This window comes from Isoptericola nanjingensis (assembly GCF_050311635.1).
In the GTDB taxonomy this organism is placed as follows: domain Bacteria; phylum Actinomycetota; class Actinomycetes; order Actinomycetales; family Cellulomonadaceae; genus Isoptericola; species Isoptericola nanjingensis.
This window is the reverse complement of sequence record NZ_JBNOZL010000007.1, coordinates 210198-234845: the sequence shown is the minus strand read 5'-3', so window position 1 is coordinate 234845 and position 24648 is coordinate 210198. Positions and strand designations below refer to the sequence as shown.

18 protein-coding genes and 1 pseudogene are annotated in these 24648 nt (G+C 74.0%); 10 read left to right on the top strand and 9 right to left on the bottom strand.

Translation table 11 applies throughout. The features are described 5' to 3' along the window. Window positions 1–89: 89 nt before the first annotated feature. On the bottom strand, window positions 90–941 hold the full coding sequence (locus ACQP6G_RS15505) for a helix-turn-helix transcriptional regulator (protein ID WP_429765536.1): 852 nt from the start codon (window positions 939–941) through the stop codon (window positions 90–92). 113 nt (window positions 942–1054) lie between these two features. Here ACQP6G_RS15505 and ACQP6G_RS15500 point away from each other — a divergent pair, with 113 nt between their 5' ends. Beyond that, window positions 1055–1828 carry an SDR family oxidoreductase gene (locus tag ACQP6G_RS15500; RefSeq protein ID WP_429765534.1) on the top strand — a complete coding sequence of 258 codons (774 nt, stop codon included), beginning with the start codon at window positions 1055–1057 and terminating at the stop codon, window positions 1826–1828. 10 nt (window positions 1829–1838) lie between these two features. On the opposite strand, the gene ACQP6G_RS15495 is transcribed toward ACQP6G_RS15500, so the two are convergent. Beyond that, complete coding sequence (locus ACQP6G_RS15495; protein ID WP_429765532.1) at window positions 1839–2801, bottom strand: peptidoglycan DD-metalloendopeptidase family protein; 963 nt, start codon at window positions 2799–2801, stop codon at window positions 1839–1841. A gap of 176 nt (window positions 2802–2977) precedes the next feature. Between ACQP6G_RS15495 and ACQP6G_RS15490 the strand changes: the two genes are divergently transcribed. Then, a complete protein-coding gene (locus ACQP6G_RS15490; protein ID WP_429765530.1) occupies window positions 2978–4618 on the top strand; it encodes a glycoside hydrolase family 10-like protein in 1641 nt (546 codons plus the stop codon). A 55-nt stretch (window positions 4619–4673) separates the two neighbouring features. Here ACQP6G_RS15490 and ACQP6G_RS15485 read toward each other — a convergent pair whose 3' ends face one another. Next, window positions 4674–6242 (bottom strand): AbgT family transporter, encoded by a 1569-nt coding sequence (locus ACQP6G_RS15485; protein ID WP_429765529.1) that lies wholly within the window; start codon window positions 6240–6242, stop codon window positions 4674–4676. 153 nt (window positions 6243–6395) lie between these two features. Between ACQP6G_RS15485 and ACQP6G_RS15480 the strand changes: the two genes are divergently transcribed. Continuing rightward, entirely contained in the window at window positions 6396–7748 is a 1353-nt protein-coding gene (locus tag ACQP6G_RS15480; RefSeq protein ID WP_429765527.1) for a M20 family metallopeptidase, read from the top strand. Between the two features lie 39 nt (window positions 7749–7787). Here the strand turns inward: ACQP6G_RS15480 and ACQP6G_RS15475 are convergent, their stop codons facing one another. Further along, window positions 7788–9728: a calcineurin-like phosphoesterase C-terminal domain-containing protein gene (locus ACQP6G_RS15475; protein ID WP_429765525.1), complete on the bottom strand. Its 1941-nt coding sequence runs from the start codon at window positions 9726–9728 to the stop codon at window positions 7788–7790. Window positions 9729–9986: 258 nt separating this feature from the next. Between ACQP6G_RS15475 and ACQP6G_RS15470 the strand changes: the two genes are divergently transcribed. From ACQP6G_RS15470 to ACQP6G_RS15445, 6 genes are all read left to right on the top strand, one after another. Beyond that, window positions 9987–11345 carry an acetamidase/formamidase family protein gene (locus tag ACQP6G_RS15470; protein ID WP_429765523.1) on the top strand — a complete coding sequence of 453 codons (1359 nt, stop codon included), beginning with the start codon at window positions 9987–9989 and terminating at the stop codon, window positions 11343–11345. A gap of 53 nt (window positions 11346–11398) precedes the next feature. After that, the gene (gene pgm / locus ACQP6G_RS15465; protein WP_429765522.1) at window positions 11399–13078 is read left to right on the top strand and encodes a phosphoglucomutase (alpha-D-glucose-1,6-bisphosphate-dependent); all 1680 of its coding nucleotides are present in this window, start codon (window positions 11399–11401) and stop codon (window positions 13076–13078) included. A gap of 8 nt (window positions 13079–13086) precedes the next feature. Beyond that, the gene (locus tag ACQP6G_RS15460; protein ID WP_429765520.1) at window positions 13087–13938 is read left to right on the top strand and encodes an SDR family oxidoreductase; all 852 of its coding nucleotides are present in this window, start codon (window positions 13087–13089) and stop codon (window positions 13936–13938) included. Between the two features lie 69 nt (window positions 13939–14007). Next, the gene (locus tag ACQP6G_RS15455; RefSeq protein ID WP_429765518.1) at window positions 14008–14472 is read left to right on the top strand and encodes a MarR family winged helix-turn-helix transcriptional regulator; all 465 of its coding nucleotides are present in this window, start codon (window positions 14008–14010) and stop codon (window positions 14470–14472) included. 52 nt (window positions 14473–14524) lie between these two features. Then, the gene (locus ACQP6G_RS15450) at window positions 14525–17023 is read left to right on the top strand and encodes an MFS transporter (RefSeq protein WP_429765516.1); all 2499 of its coding nucleotides are present in this window, start codon (window positions 14525–14527) and stop codon (window positions 17021–17023) included. 8 nt (window positions 17024–17031) lie between these two features. Further along, a complete protein-coding gene (locus tag ACQP6G_RS15445) occupies window positions 17032–17856 on the top strand; it encodes a YceI family protein (RefSeq protein ID WP_429765514.1) in 825 nt (274 codons plus the stop codon). 34 nt (window positions 17857–17890) lie between these two features. Here the strand turns inward: ACQP6G_RS15445 and ACQP6G_RS15440 are convergent, their stop codons facing one another. The 3 genes from ACQP6G_RS15440 to ACQP6G_RS15430 form a co-directional block, all read right to left on the bottom strand. Beyond that, on the bottom strand, window positions 17891–18865 hold the full coding sequence (locus tag ACQP6G_RS15440) for a GmrSD restriction endonuclease domain-containing protein (RefSeq protein WP_429765512.1): 975 nt from the start codon (window positions 18863–18865) through the stop codon (window positions 17891–17893). Beyond that, window positions 18862–19182: a GNAT family N-acetyltransferase gene (locus ACQP6G_RS15435; protein WP_429765511.1), complete on the bottom strand. Its 321-nt coding sequence runs from the start codon at window positions 19180–19182 to the stop codon at window positions 18862–18864. Before ACQP6G_RS15435 ends, ACQP6G_RS15440 begins: the two co-directional genes overlap by 4 nt. A 62-nt stretch (window positions 19183–19244) precedes the next feature. Continuing rightward, window positions 19245–19916, bottom strand: a complete 672-nt coding sequence (locus tag ACQP6G_RS15430) for a YczE/YyaS/YitT family protein (protein ID WP_429765510.1) — start codon at window positions 19914–19916, stop codon at window positions 19245–19247. A gap of 79 nt (window positions 19917–19995) precedes the next feature. Between ACQP6G_RS15430 and ACQP6G_RS15425 the strand changes: the two genes are divergently transcribed. Continuing rightward, window positions 19996–21300, top strand: a complete 1305-nt coding sequence (locus ACQP6G_RS15425) for an MFS transporter (protein ID WP_429765508.1) — start codon at window positions 19996–19998, stop codon at window positions 21298–21300. A 13-nt stretch (window positions 21301–21313) separates the two neighbouring features. Here the strand turns inward: ACQP6G_RS15425 and ACQP6G_RS15420 are convergent, their stop codons facing one another. Both ACQP6G_RS15420 and ACQP6G_RS15415 read right to left on the bottom strand, forming a co-directional pair. Next, window positions 21314–22636, bottom strand: a complete 1323-nt coding sequence (locus ACQP6G_RS15420) for an MFS transporter (RefSeq protein ID WP_429765506.1) — start codon at window positions 22634–22636, stop codon at window positions 21314–21316. Between the two features lie 257 nt (window positions 22637–22893). Continuing rightward, a pseudogene (locus tag ACQP6G_RS15415) lies at window positions 22894–24648 on the bottom strand (hypothetical protein); the annotation flags it as partial.

Below are 24648 nucleotides of genomic sequence, written 5' to 3'. Positions count from 1 at the left end.
AAGCGACACGCACCTCGCGGCACAGGCAGTTGTGCACCCCGTAGGCCGCGAGAAAGTGCACAACTGCCTGTTCTTGCATCGCGCCGGGGTCAGCGCGCCATGGCCTGCTGGCCCAGGACGGCGAGCAGGGCGAGCTTCTCCTCCGCCTCGGAGCGCGGCGGCGCGGTGAGCACCAGCAGCGCCTGCGTCTGGTCCTCGGTGAACAGCACCTGGCAGTCCAGCTCGATCGGCCCGACCTGCGGGTGCACGAGCGTCTTGTGGTCGGCGAACCGCTGGTGCACCTCGTGCCGGTCCCACAGCTCGGCGAACTCGGGGCTGCGCTCCCGCAGCTCACGCACCAGCTCGCCCGCGCGCGAGCGCGGGCCGAGCATCCCGTGGGCCACACGCAGCGTGGACACGAGCGAGCGCCCCTGCCGGTCGCGGTCGTCCTCGGGGTACAGCAGCCGCTCGGACGGGTCGGTGAACCAGCGGTAGACGTCGCTGCGCGCCCACCCCGTCAGCGCCGACCGGTCGCCCAGCAGCGCGACGGCGAGATCGTTGGCCACGAGCGTCTCGCCGAGCGCGGACAGCACGAGGGCGGGCGTGTCGGACAGGCGGTCGAGCACGCGCAGCAGCGCGGGCGACACGTGGGACGACATCGTCACCCGGTCCGGCGCCCCCCGACCGGCCACGCGGAACAGGTAGTCGCGCTCGTCGTCCGTGAGCCGGAGCGCCCGCGCCAGCGACGCGAGCATCTGCTCGCTGGGCTGCGGGCCGCGCTGCTGCTCCAGCCGCGTGTAGTAGTCGGCCGACATGGCGGCGAGCGCCGCGACCTCCTCCCGCCGCAGCCCCGCGGTGCGACGTCGGGCGCCCGTGGGCAGGCCGACGTCGGCGGGCTGCACCGCCTCCCGGCGACGGCGCAGGAACTCGGCCAGCTCTCGACGGTCGGCGGCACGCTCCATGCGCCCATCGTCCGCCGCCGCCGCCGGTCGGGCCAGGCCGCAGCCAGGGATCGTCGGTCCCCCGACGACCGCTCCTCTCCCGCCCGCGCGCCGGGCCGCGCAGGGTGAGGGGCATGGACCTCACCCGCAGCACCGTCTTCGTCCCCGGCGCGACCAGCGGCATCGGCCTCGCGCTCGCCCTCCGGCTCCGGGCCCGCGGCAGCACCGTGATCGTGGGCGGCCGCCGCACCGCCCTGCTCGACGAGATCGTCGCCGCCCACCCCGGGATCGGGGCCGTCCGCGTCGACACCGCCGACGCCGCAAGCATCGAGGCGGCCCGCGACGTGGTGCTGGAGCGCCACCCCGGCCTGGACGCCGTCGTCGCCATGGCGGGCATCATGCAGCCCGAGGACTGGACCTCGTCCGACTTCCTCGCCACCGCCGAGCGCACGGTGACCACCAACCTGCTCGGCCCGATCCGCCTGGCCGCCGCGTTCCTGCCGCACCTGCGTGCCCGCGCCGCGGCGGGCTCGGGCGCCGCGTTCGTCACGGTCTCCTCGGGGCTGGCGCACGTGCCGCTCGCCGTGACGCCCACGTACAACGCGACCAAGGCCGCGGTCCACCGGCTGAGCGAGGGCATCCGGCTGCAGCTCGAGCCGGCGGGCGTGCAGGTGATCGAGATCGTGCCGCCCGCGGTCCGCACGGCCCTCATGCCGGGGCAGGAGGACAACCCGGTCGCCATGCCGCTGGACGCGTTCGCCGACGAGGTGGTCGACCTCCTCGCGGCCCGTCCCGACGCCCACGAGATCCTCGTCGAGGGCGTGAAGTTCCTCCGCTTCGCCGAGACGTCGGGCGCTTACGACGCGACGGTCGCGCGGCTCAACGCCACGGACCGGCACGCCGTCTGACGCCCGGCGCTCAGGGCTTCGTCGACCCGACGTACTTCGACGCGACGTAGCCCTGGTGGCCGTTGACGAACACCTTGACCCACCCGCCGGAGGAGTCCCAGATCTTCTTGACGGCCTTGCCCTTGTTGAGCGTGTCGATGGCCTTGTAGCCGGTGCCGGGGCCCGAGCGCAGCCGCAGGCCGTCGACCTTCACGTACCGCGTCCCCAGCGAGGTGAGCCCCGGGGAGACGTAGTTCGCGTGCATCCAGCCGGTGGTGCCGCCGTAGCTCACCTTGCGCCACACGCCCGAGCCGGCGCCGGGCTTGGCGGTGAGCCAGCGGTTGACCTTGACGGTCTTGAGCACGCGGTAGCCGGTGCCCGGGCCGGAGCGCAGGTTGACCTTGGTGGTCGTGTAGTAGTTGCAGGACTTCGGCACGACCCGCTTGTACGCCCACGCCGCGCCGGCGGTGAGCGACGCCCCGTGGTTCTTCATCCACGGCAGCGGGTCGGTGGTGCTGCCGGAGCCCTTGTACTCGCGCTTCCAGATCTCCAGGTGCAGGTGCGGCGCGGTGGACGTGCCGGAGCTGCCGACGTCGGCGATGCGCTGGCCGCGCTTCACGTACTTGCCGGCCTTCACGTACTTGTCGCCGTCGACGACGTGGCCGTAGACGGCGAAGACCTTGCCGCCGTCGGCGTTGGAGCGCACCACCACGACCTGGCCGAAGCCGGGCGCCGACCCGGCCTTGACGACGGTACCGGGGGCGACGGACTTGATCGGGGTGCCCTTCTTCGCGCTCATGTCCTGGCCGAGGTGGGAGGTGGACGCTCCCCTGATGGGCATGCACCTCGGCCCGTAGTAGGAGGAGAGCCCGTAGCTCTTGTCGGGGAGCGGCCGGACGGCGGCCGCCGCGGCCCCCGCCCCCGCGACCCCGCTCGTGAAGGCCACCGCCGTGGCGATCCCCAGGGTGACTCCGGTCGTGATGATGCGTCGCACGGTGCGCATGGTGGTGCCCTCTCCGCGTCAGAAGGTCCGGGGCGTCGTTGCCCGAACGCACGGTAAGCACAGGCGCGGGGGTGGCGCGCGCGGTACCGCATCCGCGACACTCGTCTTCACAGGTACCCGTGAGCGTGAAACTCCCTTACCCCACGCCTGACCACCGGAGGTCTGCAATGACGCACCCCGATCCGACCGGCCGAGCCGACCACGGCGCGAGCGAGCGCGCCCTCGACCGGCGCGGCTTCCTCTCCCTCGCGACGGCGGGGGTGGCGGGCTCGGCGCTGTCCGTGACCGTCGGCTCGATGACGCCCGCCAGAGCTTCGGAGGCCACCCCGAAGGCCGCCGCCGGGACCACCGCCCGCAAGCGCGAGCTGCGCGCGATGTGGATCTCGTCGGTCGTCAACATCGACTGGCCGTCGCGCACCGGCCTGAGCACGGACGAGCTGAAGGCCGAGTACCTCCACTGGCTCGACGTCGCCGTCGGCATGCACCTCAACGCCGTCTTCGTGCAGGTCCGACCGACGGCGGACGCGTTCTGGCCCAGCCCGTACGAGCCCTGGTCGCAGTACCTCACGGGCACCCAGGGCGGCGACCCCGGGTTCGACCCGCTCGCGTTCGTCGTGGCGGAGACGCACGCCCGCAACCTCGAGCTGCACACCTGGTACAACCCGTACCGCGTGTCGATGCAGACGGACCCCACGAAGCTCGTGCCCGAGCACCCGGCCCGACAGCACCCCGACTGGGTGTGGCCGTACGGCGGCAAGCTCTACTTCGACCCGGGCCTGCCGGAGGCGCGCGAGCACATCTACGCCGCGATCCTGCACAGCGTCGAGCACTACGACGTCGACGGCGTGCACTTCGACGACTACTTCTACCCGTACCCCGTGGCGGGCCAGACCCTGCCCGACGCCGCCACGTACGCCGAGCACGGCGGCGGCTTCGCGACGATCGAGGACTGGCGGCGGCACAACGTCGACGAGTTCGTCCGGACCGTCTCGGAGCGCATCAAGGAGCTCAAGCCCTGGGTCAAGTTCGGCATCAGCCCGTTCGGCATCTGGCGCAACGCGTCGACCGACCCGCGCGGCTCGGAGACCGGCGGCTCGCAGAGCTACGACCTGCAGTTCGCCGACACCCGCAAGTGGGTCCTCGAGGGCTGGCTCGACTACATCAACCCGCAGATCTACTGGCAGTTCGGGCTCGCCGTCGCGGACTACGCCAAGCTCGTGCCGTGGTGGGCCGACGTCGCGGCGACGTCGGGCACCCACCTGTACATCGGCGAGGCGCTGTACAAGGTGACGTCGGGCGTGTTCACCGACCCGGCGGAGCTCAGCAACCACCTCACGTTCTGCGCGGAGGTCACGGAGCAGGGCACGCCCGTGCACGGCAACGTGTACTTCTCGGCCGTGCACGTGCCGCAGGACCCGCAGGGCTCCATGTCGCGGGTCTTCGCGGACCACTACAGCCACCCCGCGCTCGTCCCGACGATGCCGCACCTGCCCGGCACCGCCGTCGAGCGGCCGACGCTCACGCACGCGCGCCGCGAGCGCGACGGCGTCCGGCTGCGCTGGGTGGACGCGACGCCGCACCGGCGGCGCGCGACGTCGTTCGCCGTCTACCGGGCCGCCGGGGACCGCGTCCCCGTGGACGTCGAGGACGCCACGCAGCTGCTCGGCACGGTCCGCTCGGACGGGCACGTGCTGCAGTCCTTCACGGACGCGACGGCCGTGGGCGGCGAGCGGTACACGTACGCCGTCACCGCCCTCGACCGGCTGTGGAACGAGTCCGCCCCGAGCCGGAGCCGCACCGCCGGCTGAGCGCTCCCCACGACCGTCGAGCCTGTCGAGACCCGGCCGAAGGGTCTCGACAGGCTCAGCCGGCGGAGGAGAGGAAGATCCCGTTGCCCGGGCCCACGGGCAGGTCGAGGACGAAGAACACCGTGAGGATGGCGGTCCACACCAGCCAGAAGCAGACCGTGAACGGCAGCAGCCGCGCCATCACGGTGCCGAGGCCGGCGCTCGGCTCCCACCGCCGCAGGTAGGCGAGCAGCACGATCATGTACGGGTTGAGCGGCGTGATGATCTGCGTCGCCGAGTCGCCCACGCGGAACGCCGCCTGCACGAACGCGGGCTCGTACCCGATGAGGGCGAACATCGGCACGAAGACGGCGGCCATGAGCGTCCACAGCGCCGAGCCCGAGATGATGAACAGGTTGAGCAGCGACGCGACGACGAGGAAGCCGAGGATCGCGCCGTAGCCGGTGAGCCCGATCGACTCGAGCGCCGACGCCCCGGACACCGCGATCCACTGCCCGACGCCGGACCAGTTGAACAGCGCGATGAACTGGCCGAGCACGAACGCCAGCACGACGAACCCGATCATGTCCTTCAGCGCCTGGCCGAACATGATCGGCACGTCCTCGATGCGCCGGACCGTGCCGACCGCGCGCCCGTAGACGATCGCCGGCACCAGGAACATCGTGAAGACGATGAACACGATCGAGCTGAGCAGCGGCGACTCGGGCAGGAACGCGCCGTCCTCGTTGCGCCACGGCGAGGCGGGCACGAGCACGGCGGCCGCCATGACCGCCGCGACGACGAGCGCCACCAGCAGAGCGTTCCGCAGCCCGCGGCGCTCGTCCGTCGTCGTGGCCGCGGAGGCCGAGGCGAGCGGGTCCTCGCCGTCCTCCGCCACCTGCTCCACCGGCACGCGCTGGCGGCGGATCCGCGGCTCGAGCACCCTGTCGATGAGGAAGCCCGCGAGCAGGGCGAGCGCGATCGACGAGACGGCGTTGAAGAACCAGTTCGACAGCGGGTTCACGGGCGAGCCCGGGTCCGGCAGGATCTGCGCGACCGAGCTGGTGATGCCCGCGAAGAGCGCGTCGAGGCTGGTGACGAGGATGTTCGTGGAGTACCCCGCGCCGGCCGCGGCGAACCCGCCGAGCAGGCCCGCGACCGGGTGCCGCCCGGCCGCGCGGAACACCATCGCCGCCAGCGGCGGGATGATGATGAACGCGGTGTCGGACATGATGCTGCCCATCACGCCGACGAACCCGACGGCGTACGCGAGCGCCCACCGCGGCGCGGAGCCGAACGCGTACCGCACGGCGGCGCCGAGCAGACCCGACTTCTCCGCCACGCCGACCGCCATGAGGATCGGCAGCACCGTGACCAGCGGCGGGAAGCCCAGGAAGTTCTCCCCGAGGTTCTCGGTGAGCCAGGTCATCCCCTCGGCGGTGAACAGGCCCTTGACCTCGACCACCTCGTCGCTGCCGGGCATCTGCACGGTGACGCCCGCGAGCGCCATGCCCGTGGAGGCCAGCGCGATGACGCCGAACAGGATGAGGAACAGCGTGAACGGCTCGGGCAGCTTGTTGCCGATCCGTTCCACCACGGCCAGGAACCGGTCGGTGCGGGATCGGGTGTCGAGGGTGCTGGTCACGCGGTCTCCCCGGGTCGGCCCGCCGCCGCGGGCGTGTCCGCCCGAACGTAGTGGCCCCGGTCACCCATGGCGAGAGATCGGCGGATTCGTCCGCATCGTGAGATTCGCGCGATTCCTCCCGGGCGCCGCGCCGGCTTCCCTACGATGCCTGACATGACCGTGCCCGACGCGAACGCCGCGCAGCCCGCCCGCCCGAGCACCGCCTACCTCGACCACCTGTTCCACGAGAGCGAGGAGCGCCGGCGGTCGGCCCCGCCGGCCGACGTCGCCCCCTCGCTGCTGCCCGCCGCCGTCGCGGACGCCGTCGAGCGCGCGGCCGAGGCCCTGGAGCCCGACCTGCGGGAGGTCGTCGAACGCCTGCACGCCGACCCGGAGCCCGCCTGGGAGGAGCACCGCAGCGCCGCCCTGCTGGTCGAGGTGCTGGCCCGGCACGGGATCGACGCCGAGCTCGGCGCGCACGGCGTCCCGACGGCGTTCCGCGCGGAGCTCACGGGGGCCGGCGACGGCCCGACGATCGCGATCTGCGCGGAGTACGACGCGCTGCCCGTCATCGGGCACGCCTGCGGGCACAACGTCATCGCCGCCGCCGGGGTGGGCGCGTTCCTCGCGCTGCGCGGCGTCCTCGCCTCGGCGGGCGCGCCCGCGGGGCGCGTCGTCCTGCTCGGCACCCCCGCCGAGGAGGGGAGCTCCGGCAAGGAGGTGCTGGCCCGTGCGGGGGCGTTCGACGACGTGGACGCGGCGATCATGGTGCACCCGTACGGGCAGGACGTCGCCGAGCAGGTGTGGCTGGGGCGGCGGCTGCTCACCTGGACGTTCACGGGCCGCCCCGCCCACGCGTCGGCCCAGCCGTTCATGGGGCGCAACGCGCTCGACGCCGCGAACCTCGCCTACCAGGGCATCGGGCTGCTGCGGCAGCAGCTGCCGCCGGTGGACCGCGTGCACGCGACCGTCGTCGAGGGCGGCACCCGGCCCAGCATCATCACCGAGCGCGCGGTGATGCGGCTCTACGCCCGGTCGAAGTACCCGGACACCCTGCGCGACCTGTCGGCGCGGCTCGACGACGTCGCCCGCGGCGCGGCGCTCATGACCGGCACCGAGGTCGAGATCGTGTGGGACGACGGCGCCCTGCCGAGCCTGCCCGTGCGCACCAACGCGGCGCTCACCGAGCGCTGGGTGGCGGCGCAGCGGCGGCGCGGGCGCGACCCGCTGCCGCCCGGCGTCGTGTCCGAGACGCTCGCTGCGTCCACCGACTTCGGCAACGTGTCGTTCCGCGTGCCCGGCATGCACCCGCTGATCCAGGTGTCGGCGCCCGACGTGGCCCTGCACACCGCCGAGTTCGCCGACGCCGCCGGCGGCGCGGCGGCCGTCCCGGCCGCCGTCGACGGCGCCGTCGGGCTGGCCCTCACCGCCCTGGAGTACCTCACGGACGACGCGCTGCGGACCGCCGTGCACGACGAGTTCGTCGCGCACGGCGGCCCGCTGGACGTGCCGACCTACTTCGACTGAGCGGGTCGGGGGGCGACGCCCGTCAGCGTGCGGTACCGGTCACCGAGCGGTGAGCTCCGCCGGGTCGGCGGGGCCCTGCGGTGCCGGCTGCACCGGCGCGTCGTCGCTCGGCACGTCGCCGCGCAGCACCGTCGCGGTCGCGGCGGGCCGGTCGTCGGCCACCGTGAACCGCAGGGTGTCGGTGAACTCCCGGCCGTGGTTGTCGACGGCCGTCACCGTCGCGGCGTGCGTGCCCGCCCCCAGGTCCTCGGGGAGGGGCAGCCGCCACAGGTGCGCGTTCGACCGCGTCGCGTTCCCGCTGGTGAGCAGGTTGCGCGTGGCCGCCGTCGGGTCGGAGTACTCCCAGCCGGTGCGCAGCGACTCGCCCGTCATCGGCTGCGTGTGCTCGGCCTCGACCGCGGCACCGCCGTCGATCGACACCTCGACGCTCGCGGCCGACGAGCCGGCGTAGAAGTTGGCGGTGAGCCAGCTGTCGCCCGCGAGGTCGGCGGCGCTCACCAGCCGCTCGTCGCCGAGCGCGGGCGCGTCGCCCTCCTTGCCGCCGTCGCGCCACGCGAGCGCCTCGCCGGCCCAGTCGCGCCAGTGCGGCGTGTTCACCCCGAGGGCGAGCTGGAGGTCGTCCTGCTCCCCGCGGATCGTGTACCGCTCGGCGAACGCGTTGCCGTCGAGGTCCAGGGTGAGGACGCCCGGCCGGGCGCCGTCGGCCATGTACGCGTAGGGCAGGCCCTGCTCGTCGAGGCCGCCGGAGTACCAGTCGCCCGAGACGGCGCCGGCCACGAGCTGGGTGTGCTCGAGCTCCTCGACGCCTCCCGCCTGCCACTCGGCGCGCGTGTCGCCCGGCAGCAGGTTCTCCAGCATGTGCGTGTGCCCGCCGACGGTCACCGCGTTGCGCCCGCGCAGCACGTCGTACAGCTCCGGTGCGTTGTCCACGATCACCTGGCGGTGGTCGACGATCGGTGCGTGCGTCGCGACCACGACGAGCTTGTTCTTCGGCACCTCGGCGAGGTCCGCCTCGAGCCAGGCGAGCTGCTGGTCGTCGATCTGCTCCCAGTAGCCGCCGTTCTTGCCGTCCGGCTTGGCGCCCTTGTAGACGATGCTGTCGAGGACGACGACGTGCGCCTGCCCGACGTCGTAGGAGAAGTAGCCGGGGCCGACCTCCTGGCGGAACGTGTCCAGGGCCCGGGAGTCGTCGGCGGCGTCGTAGTCCATGTCGTGGTTGCCGGGCGCCATGCGGACCGGGCCGTTCGCGGCGGCGTAGATGTCCTTGAGCTCGGGGTACAGGCTCAGGTCGTCGCCCACGTTGTCGCCGAGCAGCAGGACGCCGCAGCTCGCGTAGTCGTCGCGGGCCATGAGGTCCGCGACGGCGCCGTCGCGCGCGTAGCCGACCTGGGTGAGGTCGTACGTCTGGGTGTCGGCCGCGATCGGGCAGCTCTGCTTCGCCCTGCCGGTCGCCTTCGACTTCCCGAGGGGGAAGTTGACGGCCTTCGGCAGCGGCCCGGTGGGCTCGAGGCCGCCGTACCTCAGGTCGGGCGACCCCTCGGGCAGGTGGTTGTAGCTGAACTGGGCGATGGCGTTCTCGTCCACCGGCACCTGGTAGCCCGCGGGCTGGGTGACGAAGACGGTCATGTCGTCGAAGGCCGGGAGGCGGTAGCGCCCCTGGCCGTCGGTCGTGACGACGTCGCGCCCGTTGGACACCTGGACGCCGGCGACGCCCTTCTCGCCCTTGTCCTGGGTGGAGTCCTCGTCCTTGTCGTGGAACACGGTGCCGGTGAGCACCTCGGGGTCGGCGGCGTCGCCGCGGACGACCTCGACGTGACCGGTGTACAGGCCGGCCTGGGCGCGCTGGGCGGCCGCGGCCGCCTTCACCTCGGCCGGGTCGGGCGACGGCGCGGCCGCGGCGCCGGGCGCCACGAGGACCAGCCCGACGAGCGAGGCGGCGCCGGCCGCGGCACAGGCCTGGCGGATGCTGCGGGGGTTCATGTACTTCCTCCGGGGTCGTGAGAGAGCGGATCGAGTACACGCCCTCGTCAGGGCGCTCCGGCATGCCGATGGCGACGACGGTAGGCGGCCGAGGCAACCGTCCGGTGACGTCGAGACGCCGGGCAGCCGAACGTCAGACGGGGCACGGCGAACTCCCAGCGAACGAGGCCCGCCCGTTACCCGGCGGACACCCGTCCCGAACACGGGCGTCATGCGGGCTCCCTACCGTCGGGCCCAGCCGACCTCAGGAGGAGCACCATGCACGACGGACGAGACGCTGCCGAGACCCTCACCGCCGGCCTCGGGCGCCGACGGTTCCTGCAGGCCGCGGCCGGCGTGGGCGCCGGGGCCGCGCTGACGGTCGGCGCGGCGGTCCCCGCCGCGGCCACCTCGGGCGGCACCACCGCCGCGGGCCGGGGCGGCGCGGGCAGCTTCGGCGGCATCCTGCAGCCGGGCCAGGGCCGCATCCGCGGGGAGCACTACCTGCGCTCCGACGTCGACGACGTCCTGTGGGGCTACGTGCCCTCCGTGCACGCGACCGCCGTCACGCGGGTCCGGTCGGGCCGCACGATCACCATCGACTCGGTGTCGCACGAGGGCATCCTCGAGGACCAGGGCCGCGACCCCGTCGCGTGGTTCGGCGAGCGCGGCGTCCGACGCCGCGAGGTGCTGGACGACGCCGTCGCCATCGCCGGGGGCTACGACCGCACCCCGCGGAACTTCGACACCGACGGACCGCACGTCATCACCGGCCCCGTGCACGTCGAGGGCGCCGCGCCCGGCGACGTGCTGAAGATCGAGACGCTCGACGTCGTGCCGCGCGTGCCGTACGGCGTCATCTCGTCCCGGCACGGCAAGGGCGCGTTGGCCCTCACCTCCTCGGGCGCACCCGCCGGCATCACGCTCGACGAGGTCATGCCGCCGGTCGCGACGGACGGCCGCGCCACCGGCGTCCCCACCGAGTACGGCAACGTGTCGGTGCTCGCGCAGATCCGGGGCGGCAAGGCGGTCATCGGCGAGGGACGCTCGCGCGTGTCGTTCCCGCTGCGGTACTTCTTCGGCACGATGGGCGTCGCGTTCTCGGAGAACACGGGGCTCTCCGCCCCCGAGGCGAACTCGATCCCGCCCACGCTGGGCGGCGGCAACATCGACATCAGCCGGCTGGGCGCGGGCTCCACGTTCTACCTCCCGGTGCGCGCGCCGGGCGCCCTGTTCTACGTCGGCGACCCGCACATGGCGATGGGCGACGGCGAGGTGGCGCTCACCGCGATGGAGGGCTCGCTGCGGGGCACGTTCCGCCTCACCGTGTGCAAGCCGGGCTCGGGCGACGCGCCCTCCGTCGCGTACTCGTACCCGTTCGCCGAGACCGCCGACGCCTGGATCCCCATCGGCCTGTCCGACCCGGACGGCGCGGTGGGCGGCAACGGCTCCGACCTCGACGTCGCGATGCGGCGCGCCGTCGTCAACGCCCTCGACTTCCTCGAGCACGACCAGGGCCTGGACCGCGCGATCGCGTACGCGTACCTGTCCGCGGCGGCCGACTTCGCCGTCTCGCAGGTCGTCGACCGCACGGTCGGCGTGCACGGGCTGGTGCGCAAGGCGGACTTCCGAGGCTGACGGCGGCGGGACAGCCCTGACACCCGGCGGCGACGACTGGCAAGATCGACCCCATGCACGAGCGCGCGGGGAAGCCGGCCCAGGACATCGACCTCATCGACGTCGACCAGGTGGTGGGGGCGTACTACGACCTCACGCCGGACGTCGCGGACCCGGCGCAGCAGGTGGTGTTCGGCACGTCCGGGCACCGCGGCTCCAGCCTGGACACCGCGTTCAACGAGGCGCACATCGCGGCGATCACGCAGGCGATCGTCGAGTACCGGGCGTCGCAGGGCACGGACGGCCCGCTGTTCATCGGCCGGGACACGCACGCCCTGTCCCTGCCGGCGTGGCAGACGGCGCTGGAGGTGCTGGCCGCGGCGGGCGTCACGGTGATGGTCGACGCCCGCGACTCGTTCACGCCGACGCCCGCCGTGTCGCAGTCGATCCTCATCCACAACGGCGCGACGACGGGCGACGGCGTGCGCACGCAGGGGCCGGGCCTCGCGGACGGCATCGTCGTCACGCCGTCGCACAACCCGCCGCGCGACGGCGGTTTCAAGTACAACCCGCCGCACGGCGGCCCCGCCGGGTCGGAGGCGACGGGTTGGATCGCGGACCGCGCGAACGAGATCCTCCGCACCGGCGGGCTCGCGTCCGTGCGCCGGGTCGCGCTCGAGGACGCGCTCGGGGCCGACACCACCCACAAGCACGACTTCCTCACCACGTACGTGGACGACCTGCCGAACGTCGTCGACCTCGACGCGATCCGCACGGCCGGCGTGCGCATCGGCGCGGACCCGCTGGGCGGCGCGTCGGTCGAGTACTGGGGTGCGATCGGCGAGCGGTACGACCTCGACCTCACCGTGGTGAACCCGCAGGTGGACCCGCGCTGGTCGTTCATGACGCTCGACTGGGACGGCAAGATCCGCATGGACTGCAGCTCCCCGTACGCGATGGCGTCGCTCGTGGAGAAGATGGCCGGCGACGCGCCGTACGACGTCGCGACCGGCAACGACGCGGACTCCGACCGGCACGGCATCGTGACCCCCGACGCCGGGCTGATGAACCCCAACCACTACCTGGCCGTCGCGATCGGGTACCTGTACGGCGGGGCGCGTCCCGGCTGGCCGGAGGGCACGGCGGTCGGCAAGACGCTCGTGTCGTCGGCGCTGATCGACCGCGTCGTGGCGGGCCTGGGCCGGCAGCTGGTCGAGGTGCCCGTGGGCTTCAAGTGGTTCGTACCGGGCCTGCTGAACGGCGAGGTCGGGTTCGGGGGCGAGGAGTCGGCGGGAGCGTCGTTCCTGCGCCGCGACGGCCGCGTCTGGTCCACCGACAAGGACGGCCTGCTGCTCGCGCTGCTCGCCTCCGAGATCATCGCGACGACGGGTCGCACGCCGTCGGAGCACCACGCCGACCTCGTCGACCGCCACGGCGAGTCCTGGTACGCCCGCGTGGACGCGCCGGCCACGCGCGCGCAGAAGTCGCGCCTGGCCGCTCTGTCCCCCGACGAGGTCGCCTCCACGACGCTCGCCGGGCAGGACATCACCGCGACGCTCACCGAGGCGCCGGGGAACGGCGCGAAGATCGGCGGCCTCAAGGTGACCACCGAGGACGCGTGGTTCGCGGCCCGCCCGTCGGGCACGGAGGACGTGTACAAGATCTACGCCGAGTCGTTCGTGTCGGCCGACCACCTCGCCGAGGTGCAGGCCGCCGCCAAGGAGCTCGTCGACGGCGCGCTCGGCGACGCCTGACGACCGCCGTGCCGCACCTGCGCACGTACGTCGTCACCGGCGCGGACTCCGGCCTGGGCCGGGCGGTCGCCGACCTGCTCGCCGCGCGCGGGCGGGTGATCACCTGCGGGCTGGCGGACGGCGTGGACGTGCGCGCCGACCTCACGACGACCGAGGGCCGGGCGGACCTGGTCGAGCGGGTGCGGTCCCTCGGCGGCGGGCGGGTCGACGGCGTCGTCGCGGCGGCGGGCGCCGGCGCGCCCCGGCCCGAGACGGTGGCGCTGAACTACTTCGGCGCCACCGGCGTGCTGGAGGGCCTGCGCGACTGCCTGGCGGCCTCGGACGCCCCGGCCGCCGTCGTCGTCTCGTCGTCGTCGACGCTGAACCGCGGCAGCGGGGCGCTGGTCCGCGCCTGTCGCAGCGGCGACGAGCGACGCGCGCTCGCCGTCGCGCGCCGGCTGACCCGCACCGGTCGCGGGAGCCAGCTCTACCGGTCCAGCAAGGCGGCCCTCAACCTGTGGACACGGGCGACCGCCGTGTCGCCGGAGTGGACCCGCGACGGCATCGTGCTCAACGCCGTGGCCCCGGGGATCGTCGCCACGGACGTCGTGACCCGCACCTGGGAGCGCGACCGGGTCCTCCTGGAGACGGCGCTCCCCCAACCCCTCGGCGCGCCGGGACCCGTCGCCCCGGTGGCCGACCTGCTCGCGTTCCTGGTCTCGCGGGAGAACCGCTTCACGACCGGCCAGGTCGTCTACTGCGACGGGGGCACCGACGCCCTGACGCGCGGCGGCCGCCCCCAGCGGGTGCACCTCCGGTACGGGGTCCGCGCGATGGCGACGATGGCGCGCGAGGCGCGGCGCCGCACGACCACTCCCTGACATCCATTTGATTTCAGCAGGCAACCTTTTTATGTTTGCTCCCCGCAACCAACATGGGAGTGGGCGAGCATGCCTGAGCACGCGCGGTACGAAGAGCTCCAGCGCCAGCTGCGCGCTGTCGGCGTCGTCAAGCGCACCATCGTGCGCAACCTGCCGCACGACTGCGCCGTCGGGCCGACGGCCGTCATGTCGACCCTGCGGCGACAGGGGCCGATGCGGCTGGGCCGCCTGGCCGACCTGCTGTGGCTGGACCCGTCCGTCACCAGCCGGCACGCGTCCCACGCCGTCGAGCAGGGGTGGGTCGAGCGCACGCCCGACCCGGACGACCGACGGTCGTGGATCCTCAGCCTGACCTCGGAGGGGCAGCGCAAGCTCGAGCAGATCTCCGCGACCACCGCCGGTCTGCTCGCCGAGCGGATGGGCGACTGGGACGACGCCGAGATCGACCGCCTGACGGAGCTCATGGCCCGGCTGCACGGCAGCTTCGCCGAGTGCCCGACGTCGGCCCGCGCCGCCGTCCCCGCCCGGGCCTGACGCCCTCACACACACGCAGCACCTCCCCCCGCAGCACCTCGGAAGGACCTTCATGGCATCGACCACAGCGGCGGCGCCCGCGCACGCCAAGCGCGGGCGCACCGACCACCAGGCCGGGGTCTCGATGACCCACCGCCAGATCCTGGAGGCCCTGTCGGGCCTCATGCTGGGCATGTTCGTCGCGATCCTGTCCTCCACGATCGTCTCGAACGCCCTGCCGGAGGTCATCGCCGAGCTCGGCGGCGGCCAGTCGGCCTACACCTGGGTCGTCACGGCCTCGCTGCTGTCGATGACCGCCACCACCCCGCTGTGGGGCAAGCTCGCCGACCTGTTCAGCAAGAAGGTGCTGGTGCAGGTCGCGCTGGTGATCTTCGTGCTCGCCTCGGCGGCGGCGGGGCTCGCCCAGTCCGCGGAGTGGCTGATCGTCTGCCGGGTGTTCCAGGGCATCGGCACCGGCGGCCTGTCGGCCCTGGCGCAGATCGTCATGGCCACGATGATCGCGCCGCGCGAGCGGGGCCGGTACTCCGGCTACCTCGGCGCCACGTTCGCCGTCGCCACCGTCGGCGGCCCGCTCCTGGGCGGCGTCATCACCGACACCGACTGGCTCGGCTGGCGCTGGTGCTTCTACGTGGGCGTGCCGTTCGCGCTCGTCGCCCTGATCGTGCTGCAGAAGACGCTGCACCTGCCCGTCGTGAAGCGCGACAACGTGAAGATCGACTGGGGCGGCGCGTTCCTCTCCACCGCCGCCGTCTGCCTGCTGCTCCTGTGGGTCACGTTCGCGGGCGACAAGTACGACTGGAACTCGTGGCAGACCTACGCGATGACGGGCGGCGCGCTCGTCCTCGTCCTGCTGTTCGTGCTGGTCGAGTCGAAGGTCTCCCAGCCGATCATCCCCATGCGGCTGTTCCGCAACCGCACGGTGGCCCTGTCCTCGGTGGCATCGCTCTTCGTGGGCGTGGCGATGTTCGCCGGGACCATCTTCTTCAGCCAGTACTTCCAGCTGGCGCGCGACAAGTCGCCGACGATGGCCGGCGTCATGACGATCCCGATGATCGGCGGCCTGTTCGTCTCGTCGACCCTCTCCGGCCTCATCATCACCAGGACCGGTCGCTGGAAGGGCTGGCTGGTCTCCGGCGCCCTGCTGCTCACCGCCGGGCTCGGGCTGCTGGGCACCATCCGGTACGACACCGAGTACTGGCACGTCGCCGTCTTCATGGCCGTGATGGGCGTCGGCGTCGGCATGATGATGCAGAACCTCGTGCTCTGCACCCAGAACCAGGTGGCCCCCGCCGACCTGGGCTCCGCCAGCTCCCTGGTGACGTTCTTCCGCTCGCTCGGCGGCGCGATCGGCGTCTCCGCGCTCGGCGCCGTCCTGGCGCACCGGATCCCCGACTACGTCGCGGACGGCCTGCGGAACCTGGGCCCGAAGGGCGCCGAGCTCGCGCAGGGCGCGACCGGCGGCTCGGGCGAGATTCCCGACATGGACCAGGTGCCCGAGCCCCTGCGCGGAGTCCTCGAGAGCGCGTACGGGCACGGCATCGCCGACGTCTTCCTCATCGGCGCGTGCGCCGCGCTCGTCGCCTTCCTGCTCGTGGTCTTCATCAAGGAGGTCCCGCTGCAGACCAAGGGCGCGATGGACCAGTCCGCCGCCGAGGAGGCCGACTCCGCGGCCACGGAGGCCGTCGAGGACACCGAGGCCTACGCACCGGAGCTCGTCGCGGTCGGCGCCGAGCCGACGGCCCGGCGTGCCGTCCCGGCCGCGGGCGGCCCGCCCGTCGGCGACGGCGGGACGGGCGGTGTCACCGTGCACGGCCTGGTCCGCGGCGCCGAGGGCGCCCCGCTGCCGCAGGCGGCGATCACGCTCATCTCGCTCGGCGGGCGCCAGCTCGGCCTCGCGATCGCACGCTCCGACGGTGCCTACGCGGTCGACGCGCCGGGTGCCGGCACGTACGTGCTCATCGCCTCGGCCGACGGGTTCCAGCCGCAGGCCTCGACGATCGTCGTCGGCGCGACGCCGCTGGCCCACGACGTGCTGCTCAGCGGCACCAGCGGCCTGCGCGGCGTCGTCCGCGGCCCTGACCTGCAGCCCGTCGCGGGCGCGATGGTGCTGGTCACGGACGTGCGCGGCGACCTGCAGGCGAGCACCGACACGGCGGAGGACGGCACGTTCGCGCTCGAGGAGCTCGTGCCCGGACCGGTCACCGTGGCGGTCAACGCCGCCGGGTTCCGGCCGCGGGCGCTGCCCGTCGACGTGGGCGGCGCCGGCGTCACGCGCGTCGAGGTCGAGCTCGCCGCGGGCGCCCGGGTGACCGGCGTCGTGCGCGCCCCGCACGGCCCGCTCGCGGACGCCCGCGTGACGCTCGTCGACGCGGCCGGCAACGTCGCGGGCACGGCCACGACCGGCCCGGACGGCGCCTACGCGTTCACCGACCTGGACGGCGGCGAGTACACCGTGATCGCGACGGGCTACCCGCCGGCCGCGACGGCGCTGAGCCTCGCCGGCGCGGGCGTCGACGGCCACGACATCGTCCTCGCCCACCCGGCCGAGTGAGCGCGGAGGTGAGCGGGATCCTGACCGCGAGCGTGCGGACGCGCGACGGGTGGGCGGTGCCGCACGCCGTCGTCACCCTGACGGACGCCGGCGGCGCGCAGGTGCTGCGGGTGGCCGCGGACGACGACGGCGCGGTGCGCGGCGAGGCCGCGCTCGCCCCGGGCGGGTACGTCGCCATCGTCACCGCGGTGGGCTACGCGCCCGCCGCGACGTCGGCGATCGTCACCGCGGCGGGCCGCGCCGCCCTCGGCACGGTGACGCTGGCCCGACAGGGTGGCACGGAGCTGCCACCGCCGGGGCCGTGGACGATCGACCCGGCGCACTCGTCGGTGACGGCGGTGGCCCAGCACCTGGGCATCTCCAGCGTGCGGGGCCGGTTCACCGAGCTCGCCGGCCGGATCGACGTCGCACCCGGCGACGTCTCCCGGTCCGGCGTCGCCGCGGTGATCGCGGCGGCGTCCATCGACACCGGCAACGCCTACCGGGACGGCCACCTGCGCTCCCCGGACTTCCTCGACGTGGAGCGGTACGAGCACATCACGTACCGCTCCACGGGGATGACCCCGGTCGCCGACAGCCGCTGGACCGTGCACGGCGACCTCACCCTGCACGGGCTGGCGCACCCCGTCGACCTCGACCTGACCTACCTGGGCACCGGCGCCGACGCGCAGGGGGTGGTGCGCGCCGCATTCCGCGCCACCACCGAGCTGCGCCGCGACGCCTTCGCCATCCGGTACAACGAGGTCGCCGCCGCCGGCGTCGCCATCGTCGGCACCACCCTCAAGGTCGAGCTGGAGATCCAGGCCGCGCAGGGCACCGCGCTGCCCGCGTGACGCCCCGCCCGACGCCCCGCCCGACGTCGTGGCGCTACTCGCAGGCGGTCCCGTCGTTGTCGCCGTCCAGCCGGGAGGAGTAGCCGGGGTCCCCACGGTGGACCGGCGCCGCCCCGGCCGCCCGCGCCGCGTCGCAGTTCGCGAACGGCTCCTGCGGCTCGGCGCCGGCGTCGTCGTCCGCCGGGTCGTCCCCCTGATCGTCGACCGGCGCGACGTCGGGCGCGGGCCCGCCGGCGGGCAGCGGCTCGTCGGGGCACCGGGCCAGGATGCCCGCGATGGCGTCGTGCTCGGCCTGCGTGACCCAGAGGGCGTACGCCTGCTTCACCGCGACCTGCCGCGCCACGTACTGGCAGCGGAACGCCTTGGACGGCGGCAGCCAGGTCGCGGCGTCGCCGTCGCCCTTGCCCGAGTTGGTCGGCCCGTCGACGGCGAGCAGGTTGAGCGGGTCGTTGGCGAGCTGCCGGCGCGCGACGCCGTCGAGCTGCTGGGCCCCCTTCTGCCACGCGTCGGACAGCGCGACCACGTGGTCGATCTGCACCGCGGTGGACGTCGCCTGCCCGCGCAGGAAGTCGATCCGTGTGCCCGTGTACGGGTCGGCGAGCACGCCGCTCAGCACGATGCAGTCGTGCGTGCCCGGGTCCGTGACGGTGCGCGTCAGGTCGCGCGCGAGGACGTCGTTGCGCGTGTCGCAGCCGTTGTGGTCGATGTCGGCCCACGCCGGCCCGAACTGGTCGCGGGAGTACCCCGTCTGGGGCGCGCGGCCCTTCACCGGCAGGCCCGAGAGCGCCGCGAGCGCCGTGCCGGACGCCGCGGGCGCGGACTCCCCCGGCGCGGACTCCCCAGGCACGTCCGGCGCGGGCGCCACCGTCGCCGCCGGCGGATCCACGTCCGCGCCGCCGATCCCGGACGCCGCGGGATCGAGGCCTCCGGCGCACGCCCCGAGGAGCAGCGCGACGGAGGCACCCAGCGCCGCGATGCCGCCGCGCCGGGTGGTGGTCGCCGCCCTCACCGGGCGGGGTGGGCGAGCAGGTCGGCGTACTCGGGGTGCCGCTGCACGTACGCCTTGACGAACGGGCACAGCGGCACGATCTTCTCCCCGGCGGCGCGCACCTGGTCGAGCGCGCCGGCGGCGAGCTGGGACCCGATCCCCTGCCCCTCGTAGGCGGGGTCCACCTCCGTGTGCGTGAAGACGACCACCGCCGCCCCCCCGTCGTCCTTCCGCTCGTAGTACGCGCCGCCGGCGCGGCGACCGTCGTCGAGCCGGGCGAGGAAGACCTGGTGATCGCGGTCGTCGACGACCGTCACGGGGGTGGGAGTGGCGTTCATGGCCCCCATCCTGGCCGCTGACCCCGGCGTCTGTCGCCTCCCGTGCCGGGGCGAGACGGACCTCACGGTGCCTGGCGGGCCGGCTTCTCGTCGCGGGGCAGCAGGCGGTGCAGCAGCGGCGTGTTGACCCGCACGGTGAAGAAGTCGATGAGCGGCCCTGCGAAGAACGCCGTCATGACCGTTCCCACCCCCACGGGGCCGCCGAACACGACCGCCAGCCCCACGAACGCCAGGTCCTGCACCACCCGGACCGCCCGGTAGCGCCACCCGGTGCGGTCGACGACGATCGGCGCGATCGCGTCGTACGGCGCCGTCCCGATCCCCGCGGTCATGTAGGCCGACGCGCCCGCCGTGAACAGCACGATCCCCACCCCGAAGAGCACGGCCTGGAGCAGGTGGCCGGGCGGGTCGGGCACCAGGGGGTCCAGCAGCGCACCGAACCACTGCACGAAGAACCCCGTCATCACCATGTTGATGACCGTGCCCAGGCCGACGTAGCGGCGCGCCCACACCACGACGGGCACGAGCAGGACGACGTTCACGGCGAGCTGGTACGCCCCGAGCCCCATGCCGAGGTGCCCGCTGACCCCGATGTTCGCCGCCGTGAACGGGTCGACGCCGACGTGCGCGGACAGCAGCACGGCCGACCCGAGGGCGAGCACCGCGACGCCGCCGAGTGCCCAGAGCGCACGCGGGACGAGCTGCGCCGCGCGCACGCGGCCCCTGGCGGTCATGGGTCGTCACGGTAGGCGTCGTGCGGCGGGCGCGCGCGGTGGCGCTGCCGCCCCGTCGCCGGGGTGGGAGAATCCGGCAGTGACCGTGCCCGTCCCCGAGGGCCCCGACACGGCGTCGGCCGCCCGGAAGCGCAACCCGTACCTCGACGTCCTCCGCGTGCCGGGAGCCCTGCCGTTCTCCGCCGCGGGCGTGATCGCCCGGCTGCCGATGTCGATGGTCGGCATCGGCACGGTGCTCATGGTCCAGGCCCTGTACGGCTCGTACGCGATGGCGGGCCGGGTGTCGGCGGTGCTGGTGGTGGCGCAGGCGCTGGTCGCGCCGCAGATCGCCCGCCGCGTGGACCGATCGGGTCAGGCCCGCGTGATGACCCCGATGCTGGTCGCGACGACGGTGGGGCTGCTGGGGCTGGTGGCGGCCGCGACCCTGGGCGCCCCGGAGTGGGTGCTGTGGGTGTGCGCCGCGGTCGGCGGCGCGAGCCAGGGCTCGTACGGGTCGCTCGCCCGGGCCCGCTGGTCCCACGTGCTGCCCGAGGCGCAGCGCGTGCACACCGCCTACTCCCTGGAGTCGGCCCTCGACGAGCTGGTGTTCATCGTGGGCCCGGTGCTGGCCACGACGCTCGCGACGACGGTGATCCCGTCGGGCGGCCTGCTGGTGGCGGCCGTCGTGGGCGGCGCGGGCGCCGCCTGGTTCCTCACGCAGCGACGCACGGAACCACCCGCTCGCGGCGCCGCCGTGCCCGCGGACGGCGAGCGCGTCGGCACGGTGGCGCACCCCGACGCCGTCCGGCTCGAGCGCCGCTCCGCGATCCGCATGCCCGGGATGCCGGTGCTCGCCGTCGTCTTCGTCGGCATGGGTGTCATGTTCGGGTCGAGCGACGTCGCCACCGTGGCGTTCGCGGAGGAGCAGGGGGTCAAGGGCCTCGCCGGGCTGGTGCTCGCCTGCTTCGCGCTGGGCTCGATGGTCTCGGGTCTGGCGTACGGGGCCCGGCACTGGGTGTCCCCGCTCTCGGTCCGCTTCACGGTCACCGCCTGCGGGATCGCCGTCGGCGTCTCGCTGTTCTTCTTCGTCCAGAACCTCGTGGTCCTGGGCGTGGTCATGTTCGTGGCCGGCTTCGCCATCGCGCCCACGCTCATCAACGGCAACGCCCTGGTGCAGGCGCTCGTCGCACCGCACCAGCTCACCGAGGGCCTCACCTGGGTGGGCACGTCGCTGGGCGTGGGCGTCTCGATCGGCTCGTGGCTGGCCGGTGTGGCCGTGGACGCCGCGGACTCGCACGCCGGGTTCCTCGTCACGATGTCGGGCGGCTGGGCGTGCGCCCTGCTGGCGCTCGCCGCGCTGCCCGGGATGAGACGCCGGCGCCCGTACGCCGCCGTCGCCGGCTAGTCGAACCGCGGGGTCAGGGCTCCGGGTGGCGCGCGTCGTAGCGCCAGAACCGGGGCTGCAGCCGCACGACCAGCCACAGCACGGCGACGCACGCGAGCCCGCCGACGACGGCCGCCCACCCCTCGCCGAACCACGTGGCCTCCGAGCCGAGCACCATCTCCCCGAGCCGCGGCCCGCCCGCGACCACCACGATGAACACGCCCTGCAGGCGGCCGCGCATGTGGTCCGGCGTCGCGGTCTGCAGGATCGACTGGCGGAACACGGACGAGATCGCGTCGGAACCGCCCGCGAGCAGCAGCGCCACGCCCGCGAGCACCACGGCGCCCCACAGCACGCCGTCCGGCGCGCCCGGCCCGACGGCGACCAGCACCGCGCCGAAGGCGGTGACGCTCAGCCCCCACGCCGTGATCGCCCACACGATGATCCGGCCCTGCCACCGCACGCGGACGAGGGCGCCGGAGAACACGCTCGCGAGGATGCCGCCGACGGCGAACCCGGCGGCGAGCACGCCCGTCGTCGTCTCCCCGCCGCCCAGGTAGAGGGCGCCCGCCGCGGGCCACAGCACGCGCGGGAAGGCGAGCACCATCGCGGCCAGGTCGACGACGAACGTCGTGCGCACGTTCGGCCGCGTCGCGAGGTAGCGCAGCCCGTCGAGCACGGAGCTCAGCCCGACGACGCGCCGCCGGGCGGGCGCGGCGCCCGTCGCGTCAGCGTCCGCGCCGTCGTCCAGCGGCTGCTCGGGCGGGACGGCGGGCAGCCGCCACACCGCCCACAGCGCCGCCGTGAACAGCAGCGCGTCGAGGGTGTACGCCCAGGCGTACCCGAGCCGGGCCACGAGGAGCGCGCCCACGAGCGGGCCGCACGTGAGCGCCACGTTGAACGCCAGCGTCTGCAGGGCGAGGGCCGCCGGCATGAGCTGCGGCTCCAGCAGGCGCGGCACGATCGACGTGCGCGCCGGGTTGTTGATCGCGAACGCCGCCGACTGCAGCGCCACCAGCCCGTACAGCAGGTTCACCGAGCCGACGTCGAGCCAGGCCTGCGCCGCGATCGCCGCCGTCACGAGCCAGAGCACCGACGACGCGAGCAGCGAGACGCGGCGCCGGTCGTAGTGGTCCACCAGCGCCCCGCCGTACAGGCCGAGCGCGACCAGCGGCACCAGCGCCGCGATGCCCAGCGTGCCCACCGCGAGCGTGGACCCGGTCAGGGCGTACACCTGCAGGCCCACCGCGACCACGGTGATCTGCGTGCCGATGTTGGAGACGCCGAGGCCCCACCACAGGCGACGGAACGCCGGGGAGACGCGCAGCGGCGTGAGGTCGGCGATCAGTCGGGGCACGGTGTCCCAGGGTAGGCGTGTTCCACGGGCAGCCCCGGGCGGTCTCCCGGGCACCTCCGTCGAGGGTCCGGTGATCGTCCGCCCGGGGCCGCCACGCGCACCCCGCGGTGCCGGTGGTGTCGTGGGCGCGGCCCGGCCCCCTGCGCCGTGCTGCGCCCACGCCGACCCCAGCCGGGGCGGAGCTGCCACGGGGCACTCCCCAGTGATCCCCCGTGACAGCGCCGCCCCGTCCGGAGCCGGTACCGGCTCCGGTGGGGTCAGCGGGTCGCGACCGCGAGCGCCTCCCTCCGACGACGCAGCAGCAGCACGCCGCCCGTCAGCATCAGCAGCAGGGACAGCCCCAGCAGCCGCAGGTCCCCACCCGTCGTCGGCAGGGTCTGCATCGCGTCGGTCCCGTCGGCACCGGCAGCGCCGGACGCCGCCGTGGCGCCGTCGGACCCGGTACCGCTCAGCTGTCCCGAACCGTCCGAGCCGGGCGCCTCGGCCACCGGACCGCCCACGGGGCCGGTCGCGCCGTCGCCGGTGCCGTCACCGGGGTTGTCGGTGCTGCCACCGCCACCGTTGTCACCGTCACCAGGATCCGTGCCGTCACCAGGATCCGTGCCGTCACCAGGATCCGTGCCGTCACCGGGATCCGTGCCGTCACCGGGATCCGTGCCGTCACCGGGATCCGTGCCGTCACCGGGATCCGTGCCGTCACCAGGATCGGTGGCGGTCGTGCCGTCCTCCAGGACGTCGTCGACCAGGCCGTCCTCGGCGAGGACGTCGTCCGTCACGGCCCCGAGGTCGCCCTCGAGCAGGTCGTTCGCCGTGTCGTTGAGGTCCTCGACGACGTGCTCGACGAGCTCGTCGGTCACGCCGTCCTGCGGCTCGTCGGCGCCGATGATGTCGTCCACGGTGCCGTCCTCGCCGGCGATCCCGTCGACGGTGTCCTCGACCAGGTCACCCGTGCCGAGCAGGTCGTCCACCGCGCCGGTCGAGTCGACGACGTCGTTCAGCACCGGGTCGAGACCCTGGTCCTCCAGCACGTCGTCCACCAGGCCGTCGTCGGCGGTGAGGTCGTCCACGACGCCCGGCAGGTCGCCGGCCGTCACCGAGTCGAGCGTCGAGTCGACGTCGTCGACCACGGCCTCCACGAGGCCGTCCGTGACGCCGTCCTGCGGCTCGTCGGCGCCGACGACGTCGTCGACCACGCCGTCCTCGCCGAGCAGCCCGTCGGCCGCGTCCTGCACCGCCGAGCCGGTGCCCAGCAGGTCGTCCACCGTGCCGGTCGAGTCGACGACGTCCCCGAGCACCGGGTCCAGGCCCTGGTCCTCGAGCACGTCGTCCACCAGGCCGTCGTCGGCCGTGAGGTCGTCGGTCACGGCGCCGAGGTCACCCTCGGTGACGTCGCCGACGATCTGCTCCAGGTCGTCGAGCGCGTGCTCCACGGCCTCGTCGGTGACGCCGCCCTCGGGCTCGTCGGCACCGACGACGTCGTCCAGGACGCCCTCCTCACCGGCGATGCCGTCCACGACATCCTGCACCAGCGACCCGGTCCCGACGGTGTCGTCGACCGTGCCCGCCAGGTCCGAGACCTGATCGACCAGGTCGTCCGCGGCCGTGTCGACGCCGCCGTCCTCCAGCACGTCGTCGAGCACGCCGTCCTCGGCAGCGACCTCGTCGACGACGCCCGGCAGGTCGCCGGCCGTCACCGAGACGAGCGTCGAGTCGACGTCGTCCAGCACAGCCTCCACGAGACCGTCCGTGACGCCGTCCTGCGCCTCGTCCGGGCCGACGACGTCGTCCACCACGCCGTCCGGCCCGAGCAGACCGTCCACCGTGGACCGCAGCAGCGACTGCGTGCCCAGCACGCCGTCGACCGCGCCCGCGGTGTCGGCCACCGCAGCGGTCAGCTCGTCCACCGCGCCGTCCAGCCCGGACACCTCACCGAGGTCACCGAGGTCACCGAGGTCACCGAGGTCACCGAGGTCACCGAGGTCACCGAGGTCACCGAGGTCACCGAGGTCACC